This is a genomic window from Natronomonas sp. (assembly GCF_028274965.1).
In the GTDB taxonomy this organism is placed as follows: Archaea; Halobacteriota; Halobacteria; order Halobacteriales; family Haloarculaceae; genus Natronomonas.
On sequence record NZ_JAQCNO010000020.1, the window covers coordinates 1 to 20757 of the forward strand.

The window sequence follows — 20757 nt, forward strand, 5'->3', positions numbered from 1 at the left end:
CGAATGGGCGCTGCAGGATTTGAACCCGCGACAGCTTGGTCCGAAGCCAAGTACTCTGTCCAAACTGAGCTAAGCGCCCTCAACCGGCGTTATCCGCTACCGGCGCTTAAGTCCCGTGGTTTCCGTCGCCGTTTCGCGTCTCTTATGCCGATGCCAGCGGACGGGTCCCGTATGAGTCGGGTCCGCGGGGCGATCGAGCTGATGCGGCCGGGAAACGCGATCGCCGCCGCCGGGTTGACGTTCATCGGCGCGTTCGTTGCGGCAGGGCTGACGGAGCCGGTCGCGACGGTCGCGGCCGCGCTCGCGACCGGCGTTGCGACCGGGGGCGGGAACGCGATAAACGACTACTTCGACAGAGAGATCGACGCGATCAACCGCCCGGAGCGGCCGATCCCGCGGGGTGCGGTCTCGCCGAGAGCCGCGCTCGTCTTCAGTAGTACGCTCTTCGTGATCGCCGTCGGGCTGACGCTTCTGTTGCCCCCGCTTGCGGTCGTCATCGCGGTCGTCAACCTCGCTGCGCTGGTCGCGTACACGGAGCTGTTCAAGGGCCTGCCGGGGGTCGGAAACGCGCTGGTCGCGTATCTGACGGGGAGTACGTTCCTCTACGGCGGCGCCGCGGTCGGGGGCGATCTCGGGACGGTCTCGGTGCTGTTCGCGCTCGCGGCCGGCGCGACGATGGCCAGGGAGATCGTCAAGGACGTCGAGGACATCGAGGGCGACAGGGCCGAACGCCTCCGGACGCTTCCGATCGTGCTCGGCGAGCGCCCCGCACTCGGGATCGCGGCGCTGTGTATCGGGGGTGCCGTCGTCGTGAGTCCGGTGCCGTACGTCCGGGGGACGTTCGGCGCGACGTACCTGCTCGTCCTCGCACCGACCGTTATCGGGCTGCTCACCGGGACGTACCGCTCGTTCGGCGATCCGGCCACGGGGCAAGCGTGGCTCAAGGCGTCGATGTTCCTCGCGGCCGTCGCCTTCGTCGTCGGCCGGGCGACGATCGTCCTCTGATCCGACCGCTTTTTATTCGTGCGGCGGTGGGCGCGTACCGGTGCTCGCAGACGCACGCGTGGGTTTTTGTCCCGCGGCGGTTTAGAGTCGGTATGCCTGTCGAAACGGACGAACAGCTACGGGACGTACTCGGATCGGAGACGATCGCCGTCGTCGGCTGCTCGGCGACGCCGCACAAACAGGCGCACGCGGTCCCGAAGTTCATGCGCAACCGCGGGTACGAGATCGTTCCGGTCAACCCCTACGCCGACGAGATCTTCGGCGTCGAACCGTACGATTCGCTCTCGGAGGTCGACGCGGAGATCGATCTCGTCGACGTGTTCCGACCGAGCGAGGAGGTCTCGGGCATCGTTGAGGAGGCGATAGCACGGGCGGACGTCGGCGCCGTCTGGACGCAACTCGGGATCCGGGATCGAGAGGCCGGCGCGCGGCTCGAATCGGCGGGCAAACGCTACGTCGAGGACCGCTGTCTCAAAGTCGAGTACCAGCGGCTGATCGGGCAGAACGGTTGATCGGGCAGGGGCGACGACGGACGCGCTCTTCGATCGCCTCAGGCTCCGTCGGTCGCGCCCTCGGAGTCGTCGGGCCGTTCCGTGCGGTCGTCGGTCTCCGCGTCCGGAACCGTCCGTTGGCGGCCGGTCGAGTCGGAGGCCGGGGCAGCCTCGTCCTCGCCCCCGGCGTCGGTGTTGTCGTCGGCGTCCTCGATCGCGACCTCGGTCAGGATCTCGTCGACGTCTATCCCCTCGGCCTCGGCGAGCGCCTCAAGGATCGCCTGTTGGCCGTCGACCTTGTTTTCGAGCGTTGCGACGCGCTCGTTCGTCTCGCCGACGGTGCGGCGAACCTCGTGGATCTGCTGGCGAAGCTCGTTGAGTCTGCTGTACAGCTCCTCGCCCATGTCCGCGACCTTCTGGAGTTTCTTTGTCGCGCTGCCGAGTCCCATGATCGTGGGTTCGTCGGGGCCGGTTGTGTGCCTTGCGATTCGGACGGTCCCGCCGGCGGGCCGATCACAGAGAACGGATGGATAAGAGCCGATGAATGGTGGACCCGAGGGGTGCCCGATCCGCTCAGTACGGGTATTCCCGCGCGCCTCCTCCACCCCGCGACCCCACGGGCGACAGCTGTCCGCGGGTCCGCTGCTCACTTCCGTGCCTGACGGATTGCCCGCGGTTAACCGCACCCGAACGTCCCTGCAGACGTCGGCATGCGGACCGCTGCCCTCGTGGGACGAGGTTTCGACGTTAGCTTGCGGGGCCCGTACTGGTTGGTCCGGACGAACCCCGGATTCGGTCCCCACTGAAGACCATACCGTGGGTTGTGAGCGGGGCCTAACCGCCCGACCTAGTCCGACTTGCGATAGTCGAGTACGACTTAAGATACTTTCGGCTCGGCGGTCGCTCCCGGGCGTCGAGAGGACCGAGATCCAAAGCAGGACGCGAACGCGGCGCGGAGACGAGACGAGCGGGCGGGATCCAAAGACTAAGCCGAGCGCGGGTCAGACCCCGGCGTCGGGCTGTTCGGCGGCCACGGGCCCTTCGGCCACGTCGATCCCGCCGGTGAGCGTCCGGTGGGGGTAGGGGATGTCGATCCCCTCCTCGTCGAAGCGCTGTTTGACGCGCTGGACGTACTCGCCGCGGGTTTTCACGAAGTCACCGCGAGAGGGCTCGCGGATCCAGATCCGCGACTGGAGCCCGACCGAGGAGTCGCCCAGCTCCGTCAGCCGGACGGACGGCTCGGGGGTGTCCATGATCCCGTCGTGGGCGCGGGCCTCCTCGAGGATGATGTCGGTCGCCGCTTCGATGTCGTCGTCGTAGCCGATCCCGAAGACGAACTTGAGCCGGAGCTTGTCGGCGTCGACGGGGTTTTTGACGACGTCGTCGGTGAGCTGTGAGTTCGGGACCGTCAGAAGCTCGTTGTCGAACGTCCGAACGCGCGTGATCCGCAGGCTGATGTCCTCGACGACGCCGGCGTTGTCGTCCCACTCGATCCAGTCGCCGATCTTGAACGGCTTCTCGGTAAAGATGAACACGCCGGCGACGAAGTTCTTCAGGACGTCCTGCATCGCAAAGCCGATCGCGAGCGTCGCGGCCGCGGCGATGGTCGCAAGCGAGCGCAGGAACCCGTTGTACCCGGCGACGCCGAACGCGACCGTGATCGCAACGAAGAGATAGACGATCCACAGGAGCTTCCGGAGCGGGACCTTCGCGTGTCTGTCGAGTCCGCGAGCGTTCAACACGCCGTTGAACACCGGCAGGACGGCGCGCTTGCCGATGACGTAGAGCGCGACGAGCACGGCCACGAAGATGGCGCCGCCGAGGATCGCGTCGCCGGCCGAGGCGGCGATCTCCGCCGGAACACCGACCGACTCGAGGACGCGCGCGAACGCCCCGCTGACACCGCCCTGCAGTGGCGTCATCGCTGATAGACCGCGGTGTGACCGCGAGTGTCGACGAGGTCGGCGTCGACTCGCTCGGCGAGGTCACTAGCCAGGTCCTCCGTCGTCGTCCCGGCCCGGGCCGCCCGGAGGAATTTCACCTTCACGACGCCCCTGTCGGACAGCTGCTCGGAGAGCTCGTCGGTGACGGGGTCGATCCCCGACTTGCCGACCCAGACGGTGACCTCCGTGTCGTGTACCCGCGATTTCGGATCCGTCGATGTCATACGTCGTTTATTAGGGGGCCGCCTAAAAATCTGACACATCTCGGCGGCGACCGATCGTCCGGACGCGAGGTCCGCTCGCCGCGTTGCTCAGTACGGGTACCGGGCGTGTTCGCCGCACGCGCAGGTGACGACGACGTGGCCGTTTCTCGTTCGGACCCGCGCGTTGTGACCGGGACGCAGGTACGCGTCGCAGCGATCGCAGCTGAACCGCGTGATCCGCTTCGGAAGCGAGAGGCGGTTGCGTTCGGCGATGCGGCGGGCCCGCCGGACGTAGCGGCGCGCCAGCTCCTCGGCGCCCGAACGGGCGGCTTCGCCGGCGAGATCAGCCAGCCGTTCGATGCGCTCCTCGGCGACGGACATGCCGTACAGTTCTCCGTGTCGGATAAAACCGTTCGGTAACGGACCGAACCGAAATCAAAAACGGAGCGCGTCGCCGGCCGCCTACCTCGCGACGCGGTGGGTGTCGCGGGCCGCGTGTTTGGCCTCGACGACAGCCCCCGCCGCGAGGTCGGCCGCGATCGAGTCGATGTCGTCGAGCTCGGGGCTCTCCGTTTCGAACCCGGCGGAGACGACGGATCCGGCAGGCGGTTGCACCGCAACGGTCGCCCGGAGCGAGCCGTCGTCGTCCGATATCTCGCCGCCGACGACGAACTCGTCGGAGAGCAGTTCTCGGGTGGACGCCGCGATGCTGACGAGGTCCCGACGCAGCGTCCGTCGGCGTTCCGGCGTCGCTTCGGTCCCCCCGTCCGACGGCCCGGCGTATGGCGCGTTTCCGTGCATTGAGTACAGCCCCGATACAGGACACGGTAATAAAAACCCCCCGGCCGACGTGGGTCGGATCGGGTCGCCTCAGGTCGGTCCCACCGCTTGGATCACACCGAGTCGCGTCCGTCGGGCCGCTGCGCCGCGGCGTCTCAACTCCCGGCGGACTCCTTGTCGAGGCCGGCCGCGTCGATGTCCTCGCCGCCGACGGACGACCGGAGCGCGTCCATCCCGTCGTCGCCCTCGATGCCGAAGTCGGCGGCGTACAGCTCCCGGACCCGCTCGTACTCCTCGTCGGACAGCGGCGGAACGTCGCTCGCGGCGGCCCACTCGTCGATGTCGTCTCGGGTCCGGAACGTCGGCGTCACGGTCGCAACGGCGTCGTGATACAGGAGGTACTGCAGGGCCGCCTGCGCCATCGTTCGGTCGCCGTCGCGTTCCAGAAACCGGAGCCGCTCGAGTTTCTCCCAGCCGGTCTCGTACCACGCGTCGGGGCGGTACGCGCGGTGGTCGCCTTCGGACAGTTCGGTGTCGGGGCGGACCTGCTCGTTCAACAGCCCCGAGGAGTGCGGCACCCGGGGAACGAGGCTCGTCTCCGAGCCGGTCCGCTCGATGGTCTCGAGGAAGTGGTTCCCGACGTCCTGTTCGAGGAGGTTCCAGACCAACTGGACGGCGTCGAACTCGCGTTCGATCGCCATGTCGCCCTCGGCGAGCCAGCCGATCGAGGGGCCGAGCGCCAGCCCGATCGCGTCGACGCGGTCGCCCTCGCGGAGCTCGTCGAGGAACTCCAGGACGTCGGCGTCGATCTCGTCGGCGTTGGCGTTGTGCAACTGGAGGTGATCGATCCGCTCGACGCCGAGGCGATCGAGCGACCGCTCGAAGGCGTCCTCGAGGTACTCGCGGTGCATCTCCTTCGGCAGTTCGCCGTGGCCGGCCTGGGGGTTGTCGTAGAAGTCGTAGCCGATCTTCGTCGCGATGGTGACCTCCTCGCGGCGGCCCTCGAGTGCGCGTCCGACGAGCCGCTCGGAGTCGCCGTGCCCGTAGACGTCGCCGGTGTCGAAGTACGTGATCCCTCGATCGATCGCGTGTCGGACCATCTCGATCGCGGCCTCGTCGCTCCGGTCGCCCCACCAGTCGCTGCCGACGACCCAGGCTCCGAACCCGATCTCCGAGGCCTCGACGCCGGACGTTCCGAGCGTTCGGTAGTGCATACCGTCCGTTGGTCGCTGTTGCACTTATCACCCGTGGTTCGTCCCGCGTTCTGGGCCAAGCGCCGAGGTCCCCGAGGGCGTCGGGACGCGCGGGGGACGCACACAACAGCAACCCATAACAACCACACGCCCCTGAGGGAGGGTATGACGAAGCGTCACGTCTCGCTGCCGGCGGAGGCGCAGGAGGGCCTCGAAGCGTTCCTCGAGACGGTCGATAGCCGGCTCTCGAGCGACGAGGACACCTGCGCGGTCGTCGAAGACGTGCTCGTCGACCTCCACGGCGATCGGGACGCCTACGAGCGGTGGCAGGACGGCGAGAGGGTCTCGCCCGCCGCCCGCGTGCGGCTCCAGGGGTACGACCCGTGTAACGCGACGCTCGAAAGCGAGTACTACGCCGAGAAAGACGAGGCGGCCTTCGAGCGATCGAAGCACCTCCAGTGGCTCTGGCGACAGTTCGACACCACGCCGATGGCCGACAACGTCGAGTTCGCGCTCCGGTTTCGGCGCATGCTCGCCGATCACCTCTTCGAGGAGTGCGGCGAGGGCTGTCGGTTCTTCAAGGGGATCACGTTCACCTACGGGCACAACATCGCCGTCGGGGACAACGTCGTCGTCCACGACGACGTCCACCTCGACGACCGCGGGCGGTTGAGCATCGGGGACCGGGCGTCGGTCTCCGACGGCGTCCACGTCTACAGCCACGACCACGACATCGTCGACCAGACGAAGGTCGACAACTACCACACGATCATCGAGGACGACGCGCGGCTCACGTTCGACGCGATGATCCGGGCGGGCTGTAAGGTCGGCGAGAACGCGATCGTCGGCGCGCGAAGCGTCGTCCAGTCTGACATCCCGGCCCACCACGTCGCCGTCGGCCAACCGGCAAAAAGCGTCCGGATCAAGCCCGGCTGGGAGGACGTCGCGGAGCCGATCGACGAGGAGCACGAGTCGGCGCGCGAACGGCGGCGCCTCGAGTACACGCTCCCCGAGGGGCTCGAGGCGTTCGACGAGTTCCAGCGGGACCTCGAACCGCAGGGGAGATAACCCAGCGCGCCCGGCGGAAGCCGAGGTCCGAGCAGTGAGAAACGACAACTGAGAGACGAAAAGCGACGGGCGAAAAACACGAACGGAGAGCGCGGATCGGCGGCGGAGCGGGACCGCTCGCGCTATTCGAGTTCGTCGGCGATCTCGTCGGCGTCGATGTCGGCGTCCTCGAGGGCCTCCTCGATGTCGACGTCGTCGGGGACGCCACCGCCGCCGCCCATCCCGCCCATCATGCCGCCCATTCCCATCCCCATGCCGCCGTCGAGGATCTCCTGGATCAGGATCCGGTCGATGTCGGTCAGATCGATGAGCTGCTGTGCGATCTGTTGTTTCTGCATCATCCACTGTTGGTTCATCGACAGCTGCGGGGTCGACTCGACGTAGAGCGTGCGCTTTTCGACGGTTTCGGTGACGGTTTCGGGTTCGGCCTCAGCCGCCTCGCCTTCGGTTTCCGTCTCCTCGTCGTCCGGTTCGACGACGCTCGTCTCCTCGACCTCGTCGGTCTGGACCCACATCTCGAGGTCGAGATCGAGGAACATGTTCAACAGCCCCCGGGCCTGTTCGAGGTCGTCGTCGACGGTGCCGAGGACCTCGTAGTCGTACTCGATGTCCTCGCCGGCCAGCGGGTGGTTGAAATCGACGCGAGCGCGCCCGCCGATGATGGTCTCGAGGACGCCCTGCTCGCCGTCGATCTGGACGCGAGCGCCGGGGTAGCGGTCGTCCTCGTCGATCTTGTCGGCCGAGACGGTCTGGAGCTCCCCCTCGTCGTACTCGCCGAAGGCCTGCTCGGCGGTCACGACGACGCTGCCCGTCTCGCCGACCGACGTGCCGCGGATGTCGTCTTCGACCTCGGGGAACAGATGCCCCTCGCCGAGGACGATGACGCGGGGCTCGAACTCGCCTTGATCGGCGACGCCTTCCTCCTCGGCGACGTCCTCGTCGGTCGTGTCGACGAGTTGCCCCTCGTCGACGGTCCGGGCGGTGTAGCCGATCCGGACGAAATCGCCGTTCTGGAGTCCCTCGGTTTCGTCCTCGTCGTCCGCGTCCGGCTCCCCGGTCTCGGCCTGAGTCGGTTCCTCGTCGGCCGCTTCGGCCTCCTCGACCGCGTCGGATTCGTCGCTCATACTCCTTACGACAGCCGTCGCACTCTTAACAATCACGTTTCACCGTCGAACGAGCACGGCGTTTTTTCAGCGTCGGGCGAGAGTGAAGCGGTGTGTACGAAGTGGAAATGAAACTCCGGGCGGACCACGACCGGCTCCGCGAGCGCCTCGGGGCGCTCAATGCCGGATCGGCCGGTCGCGTCCGGCAGGTCGACACGTACTACGATCACCCGACGCGGTCGTTCGCGGACACCGACGAGGCGCTGCGGATCCGCAGGGAAACGGCCGAAAGCGAGGACGAAAGTGAGGACGACGAAGCGGGCGACCGGACGCGGGTGACGTACAAGGGGCCCCTGCTGGAGGCGGAATCGAAGACGCGCGCGGAGCTCGAGACCGGCGTCGCGGACGGCGAGACGCTCGCGTCGATCCTCGGGAAACTGGGCTTCGAGGCGGCGGCGACCGTCGAGAAGGACCGCGAGCGGTTTCGCTACGACGGCTATACGGTGACGCTCGACACCGTCTCGGGGCTCGGGGAGTTCGTCGAGGTCGAGACCGAGGCCGAGACGATCGAGCCGGCCCGGGAGGGCGCCGTGGACGTACTCGAACAACTCGGACTCGACCCCGACACACAGATCCGTCGCTCGTATCTCGGGCTCCTGTTGGACGACGCGGAGTGAGGGCGCGCCCCCGGCGCGTCGGATGCGTGGGAGTAATGTATTTGTTCTGTTTGGTTTCCGTAAGTTATAGAACCGGCGACGGAGTACGGGCGGGCAATGACCGACCGAAACATCCGCGTCGAGCCGGCCGTCGGCCGCGCGGTCGAGGCACAGGACGTCGAGATCGTCGAGCGGAAGGGGCTCGGCCATCCGGACTCGCTGTGCGACGGCATCGCCGAGCACGTCTCGCAGGCGCTCGCACACGCCTACATCGATCGCGTCGGCAAGGTGCTGCACTACAACACCGACGAGACCCAACTCGTCGCCGGCAGCGCCGCGCCCGCCTTCGGCGGCGGCGAGGTCATCGATCCGATCTACCTGCTCATCACCGGGCGGGCGACAAAGGAGTACGAGGGCACGGAGATCCCGGCCGAGACGATCGCGCTCCGGGCGGCCCGCGAGTACATCACCGAGCGGTTCCCGTTCATCGATTTCGGCACCGACATCGTCGTCGACATCAGGCTCGGCGAGGGATCGGGCGATCTTCAGGAGGTGTTCGGCGAGGACGGCACGCAGGTGCCGATGTCGAACGACACCTCTTTCGGCGTCGGACACGCCCCGCTGACAGAGACCGAGACCATCGTCTTGGAGACCGAGAGACAGCTCAACGGCCGGTACAGCGACGAGACGCCCGCCGTCGGCCAGGACATCAAGGTCATGGGCAAACGCGAGGGCGACGAGATCGACGTGACGGTCGCGGTCGCGATCGTCGACGAGCACGTCGCCGACATCGGGGAGTACGAAGCGGTGATCGACGGGGTCCGGGGGTTCGTCGAGGACCTCGCGGCCGAGCGGACCCGACGCGACGTGACCGTCTATGTCAACACCGCCGACGACTACGAGGACGGCTCCGTGTACCTGACGACGACCGGAACGAGCGCCGAGCAGGGCGACGACGGCTCCGTCGGGCGGGGCAACCGGGCCAACGGGCTCATCACCCCGAACCGGTCGATGTCGATGGAGGCGACCTCCGGGAAGAACCCGGTCAACCACATCGGAAAGATCTACAACCTCCTGTCGACGGAGATCGCCCGGACGGTCGTCGCGAACGTCGACGGGATCGAGGAGATCCGGATCCGCCTGCTCTCGCAGATCGGACAGCCGATCGACCGCCCGCATGTCGCCGACGCCGCCCTCGTCACCGAGGACGGCGTCTCCGTCGAGGACATCGAAGGCGAGGTCAGCGAGATCATCGACGCCGAACTCGCGAACGTGACCGACATCACCCAACGCGTCATCGACGGCGAGTTGACGACGTTCTGATCCGACGGACCGGCGGACCGGGAGGCCGGGAGGCGAAACCGCTTTTTTCTCCCCTCACAACGTCGACGCATGACGCGGGTCTGTCTCGTCGGCGACGAGGACGTCGAACTCCGGTATGAACTCCTTAGCCGCGAGACCGCCCGCGAGGCGCTCTCGACGTACGACCTCGCGAGCCCCTACGAGAACACCGTCGCGCTGGGGACCGTCTCGCTTGGGGGGGCCGTCTCGATCCTGAACGACCTCAACTGGTATCTCGTCCGGTTCGTCGCCGAGGCGATGGTCTCGGAGCCCTCGATCAGCGCCGAGGAGTGGCTCTCGCGGGACCTCGCGGCGGCGATCCGCGACGGCGAGTGCGCGCCCGAGGACTCGGGGCGGTACCTGAAGGTGTTCGGCGTTGAGGAGGGGCGGCTCCTAGAGCCGATGTTCGCGGCGCGAACCGGCCGCGAGGTGCCGGAGTACGACCTCCGGGACGTCGAGGAGACCCTCGTCGTGCGGGTGACCGAATCGGAGTTCGGCGGCTGATCAGGGCGGCGAGGTCGGAACCAGGGGCGGAAACGGAGCCGGAGCCGAGGCGTCAGATCTCGACGCCGCTGGGGATGAGGCTCCGATCGCGGAGGAGGTCGCCGTTGTGGTCGTAGACGAGAAGCGTCGACTTGTCGTACGTCGCGAGCTCGTCGCCCCCGTCGGTCTCGATCACGATCCGGTAGCGACCGTCGGCTTCGTCGGCCTCGGCGACGGCGCCCGCGACATCGAGCACCGCGTCGGCCCCCGCGTTGAGTTCGAGGACGTACTCGCCGGTGACGCGGTCGGCGATGGCGAGAACGCCGGTCGGCGACCCGGCGTCGAGGGGGTCCTGAAGCCGGTAGGCGACGTCTACGCCGCCGCCGTCGAGCACCGTGTCGCCGCGCCGGAGGCGCGGTTCGAACTCGTCGGTCGGGCCCTCGTACGTGATCCGCATCGTCGGTCGGCCGGACCCGTCGGTCTGCACACCCACCGCATCGAGGCTGAAGTAATCGCGGCGCATCCCTGTTGTCCTTCCGTACGTGTCCACCACGCAAGAACGTAACGCCCCCGTCAGACGCCTCGGTGTTCCGACGTCGCCGGCTCCCGAACGTGGCGGACATTTATTTCCTCAGGCGCGAAAGCTTCTCCCATCGAACGCGGATCGAACGGAGACATCATGTCGAAAAACCGATCTGAAAGCGCGTCGGCGGGGCTCCGAGAGCGGCTGGAAACCGCCGTTGCCGCCCTGCGTGGCTCGTCCGTTCCGGGCGAGCCCTACCGCCCGGGCGAGACCGGGGCCATCGTCGAAGACCGCTCCTTCGACGGTCGGATCGTCGAGCGCTACTGGCTGAACCCGCCGTTCGCCTACGCCGCCGTTACGTACGACGACGACGAGAGCCAACACCGGTATCACGCCGTCGAGCCGGAGTTGGATCGCTTCGAGAGCGACCTCATCGAGACGCTCTACGACGACGTGAGGACGCCGCTTCTGTACGGCTCCCACGAGGGCCCCCCGGAGGAGGCGCTCAGGACGGAGCTCCGACGCCGACTCGAGCGCTACGGCGTCGAGCTAAACGTCGCCGGGTTCTACCGCCTGTACTACTACCTCTACCGGGAGTTTCAGGGCTTCGGCCGGATCGACCCCCTGATGCACGACCCCCACATCGAGGACATCTCCTGTGACGGCTACGGGATCCCGCTGTACGCCTACCACGAGGCCTACCAGGACATCGAAACGGACGTCTCCTTCGAGGAGGACGAACTCGACGACTACGTCGTCGGGATGGCCCAGCAGGCGGGCCAGCACCTCTCGGTCGGAAGCCCGATCGTCGGCACGACGCTCCGGGACGGGTCGCGCGCGGAGCTCGCACTCGGCGAGGAGGTGACCCCGCACGGGTCGGCCTTTACGATCCGGAAGTACAGCGACGAGCCGCTGACGCCGATCGACCTCCTCGAGTACGGCACCTACTCGCTCGAACAGATGGCGTACCTCTGGATGGCGATCGAGCACAACAAGAACATCGTCTTCGCGGGCGGCACGGCCTCGGGCAAGACGACCTCGATGAACGCCATCTCGATGTTCATCCCGCCGCGCTCGAAGCTCATCACCATCGAGGACACGCGCGAGCTGTCGTTGCACCACGACAACTGGCTTTCGTGTGTGACCCGCGAGCGCCTGGACGCCGCCGCCGACGTGACGATGTACGACCTCCTCCGCGCGTCGCTGCGGCACCGCCCCGAGTACATCCTCGTCGGCGAGGTCCGCGGTGAGGAGGCGATCACGCTGTTTCAGGCGATGAACACCGGCCACACGACGCTGTCGACGATGCACGCGGACTCGGTGCAGACCGTCATCAACCGCTTAGAGAACGAACCGATCAACGTCCCCCGGTCGATGGTCCAATCGCTCGATGTCCTCTGCGTTCAGACGCTCGCGCGCTTCGAGGGCAAGCGCGTCCGGCGCGCCAACACGATCGCCGAGATCGACGGCATCGACCAGCGGACGGGCGATCTCGACTACACCGGAGCCTACCGGTGGGACTCCGGCGCCGACAGCTTCGAGGAGCGGACCGCGAACCTGATGGGCGAGATCAGAGACGAGCGGGGCTGGTCGAAGGCGGAGCTCCTCGAGGAGCTCCGGCGCCGACAGCGGTTCCTCCAGTTCCTCCGGGAGCGCGAGATAACCGCCTTCGAGCGGTTCACCGCGATGGTCAACCAGTACTACGTCGCGCCGGACCGCGTGATGGAGCGGATCGAATCGGCGTCCGAGGGGATCGACATCGACGCCGAAGCGGTCGGCGTCGAGGGCGAGTAGATGCTCCGGTTTCTTCCGGGGGCGGCCGCGCTCGCGGTGGCCGTCTTCCTGCTCGCGGCGCTCGCAAGCGCCCGCCTGAATCGGAGACTCACGCTCGCCGCCTTCGGGGTCTTCGGCGGGCGGGCGATCGAACACAGCGCCGCGCGCGAGCGGCTGTTGCGCTCGGCCGCCGTAGGCGTTCCGTACCGGGAGTACGCGAGCAAGACGTACCTGTACGCGGCCGCGGTCGGCGTGTCGAGCGGGATCTTGGGGGTGTATTTGGGTCTCGGGGCGTTCGCCGTCGCCGAGGCGTACGGCCTCTGGCAGGACCCGGTGTCGTTTTTCGGCCCGACCCCGGCCCTCGACACGCTTCAGTTCGGCCTGCTTGCCGTTTCGGGGCTCGGGTTCGGCGTCGTGGCCGGCGTCGGGACGTACGCGCTGCGGTGGCAGTTGCCGGCCTCCCGCGCCGACACGCGGCGCCGACAGATCGACGCGGGGCTCCCGCGGATGGTCGCGTTCATGTACGCGCTGAGCCGCGGGGGTATGTCCGTCCCGGACGTGTTCCGGACGCTCGATGCGAACGAGGCGGTGTTCGGGGAGGGAGCCGCCGAGTTCGGGACGGCGGTTCGGAACATGGACCTGTTCAACGTCGACGTCGTGACGGCCGTCGAGGACCTCTCCGAGCGGACCCCCTCCGAGCAGCTCTCGACGTTCACGGAGAACCTCGCGAGCGTGCTCCAAAGCGGCGGCAGCGTGTCGGACTTTCTCGAAGAGCAGTACGAACGCTACCGCAACGAGGCCGAAGAGCAGCAGGCCGAGATGTTGAACGTGCTCGCAACGACCTCCGAGGTGTACGTCACCATCGTCGTCGCCGGAATGCTGTTTTTGATCACGATCCTGCTCATAATCGGGCTGACGGTCGGCGACACGCTGTTCGTGATGCGCGCGATCACGTACCTCGTGTTGCCGGCGACGAACCTGCTGTTTTTGACGTACCTCCTCGACATCACGCAGCCGCTTCGCGCCGGCGCCGACAGGCAGCGCTCGGAGTCCGGAGCGGCCGCGCCGAACGGGAGTCCGTCGGTCGAGGCCGACGGCGGCTACGTCCGTCCGGGCTCGTCGAGAAACCACGAGCGACTCTTCGCCTACCGGCGGATCCGGTCGGTTCTGGAGGCGCTCAGGACGCCGGTCGCATCGATCGTCGAGCGGCCCGCCCGCGTGCTGTATCTCACCGTCCCGATCGCCTTAGCTGTGACCGCCTACCGGTTTCCGAGCGCGCTCTCCGGCGGCGGGATCGACGTTGAGGTCCTCGATGACCTCCTCGTGCAGGCGACGCTCTTTCTGACGGGGACGTTCGCGGTCGTCTACGAGTACAAAAAGCGCCGCCTCGGCAGCCTCGAGGCCGCCGTTCCGGACCTCCTCGAGCGGCTCGCCAGCCTCAACGAGGCCGGCATCGCGATGGTCTCGTCGTTCAAGCGGGTCCAGCGGAGCGACCTCGGATCGCTCGACGACGAGGTCGATCGGATCTGGCGGGACATGAACTGGGGCGCGACGGTCGAAGAGGCCCTCTCGCGGTTCGAAAAGCGGGTCCGAACCCCCTCTGTCACCCGGGTCGTGACGCTCATCACGAACGCGATGGACGCCTCCAACGAGATCGGGCCGGTGCTCCGGATCGCCGCGAGACAGGCCCGCTCGGACCTCGCGCTCCGTCGGAAGCGAAAACAGGAGATGTTCACGTATCTCGTCGTCATTTACGTGTCGTTTCTCGTCTTCCTGATCGTCATCGGCGCCTTAGAGCAGGTGTTGATACCGAGTCTCCCCGACACCGGTTCGATCGGGGGCGGCACGGGGACAGGAGTCGGCGGCGTGGGAGCGCCCGGCCTCGGCAGCATCGGTAGCGCCGACCGCGCGGCGTACCGTCTCGTCTTTTTCCACACCGCGATCATCCAGTCGGTCGTCTCCGGGCTCGTCGGCGGCGTCATGGGTAACGGCTCGATCAAGGACGGTCTGAAGCACACAACGGCGATGCTCGCGATCACGTACGTCGTGTTGGTCGTGGTCGTCTGATCGGCCGGACCGACCGCCGTCTTCTTGTCGGTGCTGTCGGAACGACCCGTATGGACGGGACGGACGACCGCGCCGGCGTGCGGGAGACCTACGAGCGGATCGGGGCGCACTTCGCGGCGACCCGGGAGTACCCCTGGCCCGAGGTCGAGTCGTTCTGTGCGGACCGTCGGGCGGCGTGCGCGCTCGACGTCGGCTGCGGCAACGGCCGCCACACGGAGCTGCTCGCCGAGCGCGCCGACCGAGTTGTCGGGCTCGACGTCAGCGGGGAGCTGCTCTCGATCGCGAGAGAGCGGGTCCCGTCGGCGGCGTTTCTGGGAGGCGACGCGACCGCGCTTCCGCTGAGAAGCGACAGCGTCGGGCTGGCGGTGTACGTTGCGACCCTCCACCACGTCCCCGGCCGGGAGCTCCGGCGGCGGAGCCTGGACGAACTCGCCCGCGTGCTCGAACCCGGCGGGAGCGCCATCGTGAGCGCCTGGAGCACGGCACACGACCGCTTCGAGGCCGACGAGCACGAGGCGGGCGAGGGGTTCGACACTGAGATCGACTGGACGCTCCCGGGCGGCGAAACCGTCCCGCGGTACTACCACATATACGCGCCGCGGTCGTTCGACGCCGACCTCGAGGCGAGTGGCCTCTCGGTCGATCGGTCGTTCGTCTCCAGCGGGAACTGCTACGCCGTCGTCGGCTCGGAGTGAGCCGCGGACAACGAAAAGACCCTTATACGGCGTGGTGTTACGCGAGACTGCGCGCCGATGGTCTAGCGGTAGGACCTGAGCCTTCCAAGCTCATGGCCCGGGTTCAAATCCCGGTCGGCGCATCCTGTACGTCGCACCGAAACACGGCGGCGACGCCCGATGTACACACGGTCGCGGCGGGCGAGACGAGCGCCCCCGTCTCTCCCGTTTCCGTCGCGATCGGAGCGCTCAAAACGACACGAGTCCGACGCTCAAGAGCGCCACCGTCGCTCCGATCCCCTGCCACACCCTGACCTTCCAGTTCGGGATGATCCCCTTCTCGGTCGTTCCGGGCGATCGGAACCGCAACAGCGCGTGGGTCTTCACGAGCATCATCACCCCCAGTACGAACCCGGGGACCGCAACGGCGAAGAGACCGGCCGTCCCGCTCGTCATGTGATCCGCTTCTTGAGAGCGCCGCTTCGTTCGTTCGGTGGGTGCCTCAGGACCCCCGCCACGTGTGGCCGCACTCGACGCAGGTGGACAGCCGGACCTCGTAGGAGCCGCCCGGCTTCGGCATCATCTCGGAGGAGGCCCGGTCGCTGTCGCAGCCCTCTGCCGGACAGGGCTCTCGTGTCGTCTCGGCAGGATCGTCGGTCGCGTCGGCCACGGCGGGTGCCCCGTCGTCGCGCTGTCCGTCCCGAGTCGTCATCGCCGCTTCGGCCTGTGAGTCCCGGAGCGTCTCGTTCTCACAGGAGCGACAGACCCACGCGTCGCCCTCCGTGTGCATCATCGAACCGCACTCGTCGCAGAACTGCATGTGACCGCGGGACACGCGGGCGGCTGATATATGTGTTGGCGCCCGATCCGTCGGCGCGCAGCTGTTCGCGTCGGCTGTGCTGTGCCGTCTCCGGGCGCTCGGTCGCCAGTGACGGCGTAGCCGACGCGGAGAGCGCACGCGACGCGCCCCGCCTTGTCGATCCCGACCCGAGCCGATCGGAGACGCATCGCCGCGACATCTCAGCGCCGCCCGAATATCCGCTCTCGGAGCGACCGCGACGAGGGGCGTTCGGTCAACAGCACCGGCGTCTCGAGTTCGTTGATCGTGCTGAACGCGAGCGACCCGCGGACGATCCGGGACAAAAGCCCCCGCTCGGTCGCCCCGATGACCACCAGGCTGTACTCGGGGCCGAACTCGCCGATCACCGTCTCCACGTCGCCGGACTCAACCCGCAACTCCGCGTCGCCCAGTTGGTGGCCGTCGGCCCACTCGCGCAGGAACGTCCGCCCGGCGTCCTCCCCGCCGGGGGCCACGACGTGGAGCAGGGAAACGTCCACCCCGATTGTGTCTCCCAGCGCCCGGGCGACCTCCGCGGAGAGATCCGAGGACGGCCCCCCGGCGGTCGGAACGAGCACGTCCGAGAGATCGAGCGATCCGCCGTCCAACACGAGGAAATCGCAAGGGAGCTCGTGGGTGAGCTCCTCGATGGTGCCCTCGGCGCGACCGCCGGCGAACTGCGTGCCGCCGTAGCCCATCACGACGGTGTCGGCGTCGTGCGATCGGGCGGCGTCGAACACCTCCGTGACGCCTCTGTGCGAGAGGATCGTTCTCGTTTCGATCGGGACGCCGAACGCCTCGGCGTCGGATTTCGCATCCGAGAGCAGCCTCTCGGAGGAGGTGTCGAGCTCCGCCTTGTGCTCGGCGGCGGTCGCAAGCGACGTCTGATCGGGCACGGTGACGATGTGCGTCGCGAGCACGCGTCCGCCCTTGTGTTTGGCGACCGCGCCCGCGAGCGTTATCAGCGCGCTCTCGGTCCGCGGGTTCGCCACGGCGACCATGATCGTCGGGCCGTCGGTGCCGGTCGGCGCCACGGCGTCGGCGGCGCCGACGACCTGATCGGGGAGTGTGTCGCCGCGGCTCCGAACGTACTCCGAGAGGACCCCCTGCTGGTCCGTCTTGTTCCGGGCGTACGCGAAGTACCACACCACCGCGGCGATCACGAACGCCGCCGACAGCGCGATCTCGATGCCGTCCATGAACGCGACGAGACCGAGGGACAACACCGCACCGAGTACCGGCGTGACCGGGTACAGCGGCACGGTGAAATCCGGGTCGTACGCCGGGGTATCGGCCTCTCGGAAGACGATCAGCGCCGCGTTCATCAGCGCGTACACGATGAGGTGTAACACGCTGGCCGCCTTCGCGAGCACCTCTATGTCCCGGCCCAGGAAGGCGATGAACACGACGATGAGCCCGCCGGTGACCAGGATCGACCGGTACGGCGTCGCGAAGTTCGGGTGGATCTCGTTGAGCCAGTTCGTGACGATCCTGTCTCGGCCCATGGCGAAGTTGATCCGCGCCGAGGCGAGGATCGAGGCGTTCGCCGAGGAGGCCGTCGCCAACAGCGCGCCGACGGTCATCACCGCGGCGGCGGCCGCAGCGACGCCGCCGATCGGCCCGATCGACGAGGGGAACGCGGCCGCGGCGGCCTGTGCGACCGGCGCGTCCTGGCTGAGTTCGGGCCACGGGATGACGCCGAGCATCGTCGTGACGAGGATCGCGTACACGACGGTCACGATGGCGACGCTGCCGATGATCGCGATCGGGAGGTTCCGGCCCGGGTCCTTCAGTTCCTCGGCGACCGTTGCGATCTTCGCGTATCCCAGAAAGGACACGAACACGAGCGCGGTTCCCGGGAGGATCGCGCCGGCGCCGAACGGCGTGAGCCCGCCTTCGCCGGCGAGCGTCGCGTAGTCGAACGAGAAGAAGCCCGCAACGGCGAAGACGGTGAGAATCGAGAGCAACACAAAGACGATGACCGTCTGGACGCCGCCGGTCTCCTTGGCGCCGATGTAGTTGACGCCGACGAAAACGAGCCCGGCGAGGAGCGCGCCGATCTGGATGGGGTTGAGAAACCCGACCGCGGGCAGGCCGACGAAGACGGCCAGGTACTGGCCGAAGCCGATGCAGTAGAACGCCGAGGCGAACGCCAGGCCCATCCAGTCGCCCATCCCGGCGATCGAGCCGAACATCGGTCCGAGCGACCTGTTGATGTAGTAGTAGCCGCCGCCGGCTTTCGGCATCGCGGTGCCGAGCTCCGAGATCGACAGCGCGTTGACCATCGCGATCACGCCGCCGACGACGAAGGAGACGACGACGATCGGGCCGGCCGCGTTCGCGGCGACGCCGGGCAACACGAAGATGCCGGCCCCGATCATCGTCCCGATCCCGATGGTCATAGCCGAGACCAACCCGAGGTCCTTGGCGAGTTCCTCGTCGCTCATCCGTCAGAACCAGGCGACGGGAGCGCGATCACTGGCAGGTCGGCCTCCGTGACGAGCCCGATCGAGAGATCCTTCGAGAGGAACCGCGTGATGCGGTTGCCCTCCCGGGAACAGTAGACAATCGCGCTCGCGCCGACCTCCTCGGCGGCCTCGAAAACGGCCTCGAGGATGTCCCGCGCGTAGGCGGTGTGGTCGTCGGCGTCGGGGAACACCCGACGGACGGCGGCGTAGGCCGCCTCCGCCATCTCCTCGGACTGTTCGACGGGCGTTTTGTCAGGGACGCCGTCGCCCTTTTCAACGACGTGAAGCGTCGTTACGCGCTCCGGCCGGTACGGTTCGAGCGCGAGCGCCGTCCTGCGGGCGTCGTTCTCGTGGGCGACCGGCAAGAGAGCGTGGGCGAGCAGATCCCGGTCGGCACCGTCGGCGCTGTCCGTCATACCGAGTGACGCGGCCGCTCTTTTAAAAGTGTGTGGAATCGGCCGCTCAGACGCCGCCGAGGCCGGACCGCCAGCGTTCGACGACGGCCGCGCCGACAAAGGACTAAGACGCGAGCCGCCGACGGTGCTCGGTATGGTGCTCGTGCTCTCGGACGCGGAGATCGAGTCGGTGCTCGATCTGTCGTCGCTCGTCGATACCGTCGGCTCGGCGCTGAAAAAGCAGGCGTCGGGGGCCGTCGAGCGCCCCGAGCGGCCGCACTTTCGGGTCGGTACCGACGCCAACGGCGCCGGGGCGAAGGGGACGGCGATCGCAATGCCGGCCTACGTCCACGGCGAGGCGTACTACGTGACGAAACTCGTCGGCGTCCACGACGGAAACCCCGAGCGCGGACTGCCGACGGTTCACGCACAGATCGCGCTGACCGACGCCGAGACCGGCGTTCCGGAGGCGTTCATGGGCGGAACAACAGTCACGAACGCGCGGACCGGGTGTCTCGGGGCGCTCGCCGTCCGGCGGTTCGCCCCGGAGGCGGCGACGCTCGGGATCGTCGGGGCGGGCGCACAGGCGCGGTGGCAGGCCCGCGCCATCGCGACCGTAACGAGCCTCTCGTCGGTGCGGATCTACTCACCGAGCGACTCGAAGCGGGAGTGTGCGGCGGAGCTCGCCGACGAGGGGCTTCCGACGCGCGCCGTCGAAACGCCGAGGGCGGCTATCGAGGGGGCCGACGTCGTCGTGACCGCGACGACGGCGACCGAGCCGGTGTTTCCGCCCGACGCGCTGGACTCAAGCGCCCTCGTGGTTGCCGTGGGGGCGTTCACCGAGGACACACAGGAGCTCGATCCGGCCGTCTTCGAGGCGGCGAGTGCGGTGTTCGCCGACGTGCCGAGCGAGGCGGCCGGGATCGGCGACGCGATCGCCGCGGGCGTAGACGCCGAGGACTTCGTTTCGCTGGGGGCGGCGCTCGCGGACGGGCGGACGGACGCACCTCCGGCCGGACCGATAGTCGTCGAGAGCGTCGGCTCGGCGGTGATGGACGCGGCCGCGGGGGCGGCGGTGTACCGGCGGGCCCGCGAGGCGGGCGCGGGATCGGAGACGCCGCTGTGACGCGACCGGCGAGACGCGCCGAGCGCGCGACACGCCGACGGGGCCACCCATCGAACCGGTGGAATCAAGTCACGAGCGGCCGCGTTGGTAGTACGAACATCTATGAGGGTATCCGAGGAACTCTACTGTCTGTTCTCCGCGACCGTCGAGAAACGGGACGGGTCGTACGTGCTCGATGTTCCCGATCGCGAACTCGAACTCGGACGCATCGACGAGGGCGGGACCTACCGCGTCGCGCTCCTGCCGGCCAGCGACGGGACCGGACCGAAATCGGAGGCGGCGGGCGAGCCGGCGACGACTGGGGACGAGTCCGGGTCCGGCACCGGCAGAGACACCGATCCCGATCCCGACCCCGATCCGGGGCGACCCGACCCGCCCGTCGAGGAGGGCGAGACGCGGACGGTCGAGATCGAGGACATCGGCAGCCAGGGCGACGGGATCACCCGCGTCGAGCGGGGCTACGTCATCATCGTCCCGGACACAGAACGGAGCGAGCGAGTCAGGATCGAGGTGAGCGACGTCCAGGAGAACGTCGCCTTCGCGGACGTCATCGAGCGGCTGAGTTACTACGACTGAGGCGCTCGCGCGTGGTCGCGCCGCGGTGATCGGAGGCGCGACCCGGACGGG

23 protein-coding genes, 2 tRNA genes and 1 other RNA gene are annotated in these 20757 nt (G+C 68.0%); 12 read left to right on the top strand and 14 right to left on the bottom strand.

From position 1 onward, the window contains the following. Window positions 1–4: 4 nt before the first annotated feature. A tRNA-Arg gene (locus tag Q0916_RS03625) sits at window positions 5–79 on the bottom strand. Between the two features lie 92 nt (window positions 80–171). Here Q0916_RS03625 and Q0916_RS03630 point away from each other — a divergent pair. Together Q0916_RS03630 and Q0916_RS03635 are read left to right on the top strand one after the other, a co-directional pair. Beyond that, a complete protein-coding gene (locus Q0916_RS03630) occupies window positions 172–1005 on the top strand; it encodes a geranylgeranylglycerol-phosphate geranylgeranyltransferase (protein ID WP_299234518.1) in 834 nt (277 codons plus the stop codon). Between the two features lie 92 nt (window positions 1006–1097). Continuing rightward, the gene (locus Q0916_RS03635) at window positions 1098–1517 is read left to right on the top strand and encodes a CoA-binding protein (protein ID WP_299234521.1); all 420 of its coding nucleotides are present in this window, start codon (window positions 1098–1100) and stop codon (window positions 1515–1517) included. A 38-nt stretch (window positions 1518–1555) separates the two neighbouring features. Here the strand turns inward: Q0916_RS03635 and Q0916_RS03640 are convergent, their stop codons facing one another. The 7 genes from Q0916_RS03640 to Q0916_RS03670 form a co-directional block, all read right to left on the bottom strand. Then, window positions 1556–1945 carry a DUF5798 family protein gene (locus tag Q0916_RS03640; RefSeq protein ID WP_299234522.1) on the bottom strand — a complete coding sequence of 130 codons (390 nt, stop codon included), beginning with the start codon at window positions 1943–1945 and terminating at the stop codon, window positions 1556–1558. 96 nt (window positions 1946–2041) lie between these two features. After that, window positions 2042–2354: signal recognition particle sRNA (gene ffs, locus Q0916_RS03645), an RNA gene on the bottom strand. A 143-nt stretch (window positions 2355–2497) separates the two neighbouring features. Beyond that, window positions 2498–3418 (bottom strand): mechanosensitive ion channel family protein, encoded by a 921-nt coding sequence (locus tag Q0916_RS03650; RefSeq protein WP_299234525.1) that lies wholly within the window; start codon window positions 3416–3418, stop codon window positions 2498–2500. Continuing rightward, on the bottom strand, window positions 3415–3663 hold the full coding sequence (locus Q0916_RS03655; protein ID WP_299234528.1) for a YhbY family RNA-binding protein: 249 nt from the start codon (window positions 3661–3663) through the stop codon (window positions 3415–3417). Before Q0916_RS03655 ends, Q0916_RS03650 begins: the two co-directional genes overlap by 4 nt. A gap of 87 nt (window positions 3664–3750) precedes the next feature. Next, window positions 3751–4023 (bottom strand): ribonuclease P protein component 4, encoded by a 273-nt coding sequence (locus tag Q0916_RS03660; protein ID WP_299234531.1) that lies wholly within the window; start codon window positions 4021–4023, stop codon window positions 3751–3753. A gap of 81 nt (window positions 4024–4104) precedes the next feature. Beyond that, on the bottom strand, window positions 4105–4443 hold the full coding sequence (locus tag Q0916_RS03665) for a DUF5811 family protein (RefSeq protein ID WP_299234534.1): 339 nt from the start codon (window positions 4441–4443) through the stop codon (window positions 4105–4107). A 134-nt stretch (window positions 4444–4577) separates the two neighbouring features. Beyond that, window positions 4578–5636 (bottom strand): aldo/keto reductase, encoded by a 1059-nt coding sequence (locus Q0916_RS03670; RefSeq protein ID WP_299234537.1) that lies wholly within the window; start codon window positions 5634–5636, stop codon window positions 4578–4580. A gap of 144 nt (window positions 5637–5780) precedes the next feature. On the opposite strand from Q0916_RS03670, the gene Q0916_RS03675 reads away from it, so the two are divergent. After that, window positions 5781–6683: an acyltransferase gene (locus tag Q0916_RS03675; RefSeq protein ID WP_299234540.1), complete on the top strand. Its 903-nt coding sequence runs from the start codon at window positions 5781–5783 to the stop codon at window positions 6681–6683. 122 nt (window positions 6684–6805) lie between these two features. Here Q0916_RS03675 and Q0916_RS03680 read toward each other — a convergent pair whose 3' ends face one another. Beyond that, a complete protein-coding gene (locus Q0916_RS03680; RefSeq protein WP_299234543.1) occupies window positions 6806–7807 on the bottom strand; it encodes an FKBP-type peptidyl-prolyl cis-trans isomerase in 1002 nt (333 codons plus the stop codon). 92 nt (window positions 7808–7899) lie between these two features. On the opposite strand from Q0916_RS03680, the gene cyaB reads away from it, so the two are divergent. The 3 genes from cyaB to Q0916_RS03695 all read left to right on the top strand — a co-directional run bounded on the left by cyaB (window position 7900) and on the right by Q0916_RS03695 (window position 10287). After that, window positions 7900–8463, top strand: a complete 564-nt coding sequence (gene cyaB / locus Q0916_RS03685; RefSeq protein ID WP_299234546.1) for a class IV adenylate cyclase — start codon at window positions 7900–7902, stop codon at window positions 8461–8463. A gap of 96 nt (window positions 8464–8559) precedes the next feature. Further along, a complete protein-coding gene (locus Q0916_RS03690) occupies window positions 8560–9765 on the top strand; it encodes a methionine adenosyltransferase (RefSeq protein WP_299234549.1) in 1206 nt (401 codons plus the stop codon). 69 nt (window positions 9766–9834) lie between these two features. Beyond that, complete coding sequence (locus tag Q0916_RS03695; RefSeq protein ID WP_299234550.1) at window positions 9835–10287, top strand: DUF5804 family protein; 453 nt, start codon at window positions 9835–9837, stop codon at window positions 10285–10287. A 52-nt stretch (window positions 10288–10339) separates the two neighbouring features. Here Q0916_RS03695 and Q0916_RS03700 read toward each other — a convergent pair whose 3' ends face one another. Further along, entirely contained in the window at window positions 10340–10789 is a 450-nt protein-coding gene (locus Q0916_RS03700) for a DUF5793 family protein (protein WP_299234552.1), read from the bottom strand. 102 nt (window positions 10790–10891) lie between these two features. On the opposite strand from Q0916_RS03700, the gene Q0916_RS03705 reads away from it, so the two are divergent. The 4 genes from Q0916_RS03705 (at window position 10892) to Q0916_RS03720 (ending at window position 15446) form a co-directional block, all read left to right on the top strand. After that, a complete protein-coding gene (locus tag Q0916_RS03705) occupies window positions 10892–12583 on the top strand; it encodes a type II/IV secretion system ATPase subunit (RefSeq protein WP_422656517.1) in 1692 nt (563 codons plus the stop codon). Further along, window positions 12584–14629, top strand: a complete 2046-nt coding sequence (locus tag Q0916_RS03710) for a type II secretion system F family protein (RefSeq protein WP_299234558.1) — start codon at window positions 12584–12586, stop codon at window positions 14627–14629. 50 nt (window positions 14630–14679) lie between these two features. Then, window positions 14680–15324, top strand: a complete 645-nt coding sequence (locus Q0916_RS03715; protein ID WP_299234560.1) for a class I SAM-dependent methyltransferase — start codon at window positions 14680–14682, stop codon at window positions 15322–15324. Window positions 15325–15375: 51 nt separating this feature from the next. Then, a tRNA-Gly gene (locus tag Q0916_RS03720) sits at window positions 15376–15446 on the top strand. A gap of 106 nt (window positions 15447–15552) precedes the next feature. Here the strand turns inward: Q0916_RS03720 and Q0916_RS03725 are convergent. From Q0916_RS03725 to Q0916_RS03740, 4 genes are all read right to left on the bottom strand, one after another. Then, window positions 15553–15759: a hypothetical protein gene (locus tag Q0916_RS03725; protein ID WP_299234563.1), complete on the bottom strand. Its 207-nt coding sequence runs from the start codon at window positions 15757–15759 to the stop codon at window positions 15553–15555. Between the two features lie 46 nt (window positions 15760–15805). Continuing rightward, the gene (locus tag Q0916_RS03730; protein WP_299234566.1) at window positions 15806–16123 is read right to left on the bottom strand and encodes an RPA12/RPB9/RPC11 RNA polymerase family protein; all 318 of its coding nucleotides are present in this window, start codon (window positions 16121–16123) and stop codon (window positions 15806–15808) included. Between the two features lie 200 nt (window positions 16124–16323). Continuing rightward, window positions 16324–18588, bottom strand: a complete 2265-nt coding sequence (locus Q0916_RS03735; RefSeq protein WP_299234569.1) for an amino acid permease — start codon at window positions 18586–18588, stop codon at window positions 16324–16326. After that, window positions 18585–19025, bottom strand: coding sequence for a universal stress protein (locus Q0916_RS03740; RefSeq protein ID WP_299234572.1), 441 nt, complete (start codon window positions 19023–19025; stop codon window positions 18585–18587). Before Q0916_RS03740 ends, Q0916_RS03735 begins: the two co-directional genes overlap by 4 nt. Before the next feature lie 133 nt (window positions 19026–19158). On the opposite strand from Q0916_RS03740, the gene Q0916_RS03745 reads away from it, so the two are divergent. Beyond that, window positions 19159–20130, top strand: coding sequence for an ornithine cyclodeaminase family protein (locus Q0916_RS03745; protein ID WP_299234575.1), 972 nt, complete (start codon window positions 19159–19161; stop codon window positions 20128–20130). Window positions 20131–20232: 102 nt separating this feature from the next. Next, complete coding sequence (locus tag Q0916_RS03750) at window positions 20233–20706, top strand: TRAM domain-containing protein (RefSeq protein WP_299234578.1); 474 nt, start codon at window positions 20233–20235, stop codon at window positions 20704–20706. Window positions 20707–20757 lie beyond the last annotated feature (51 nt).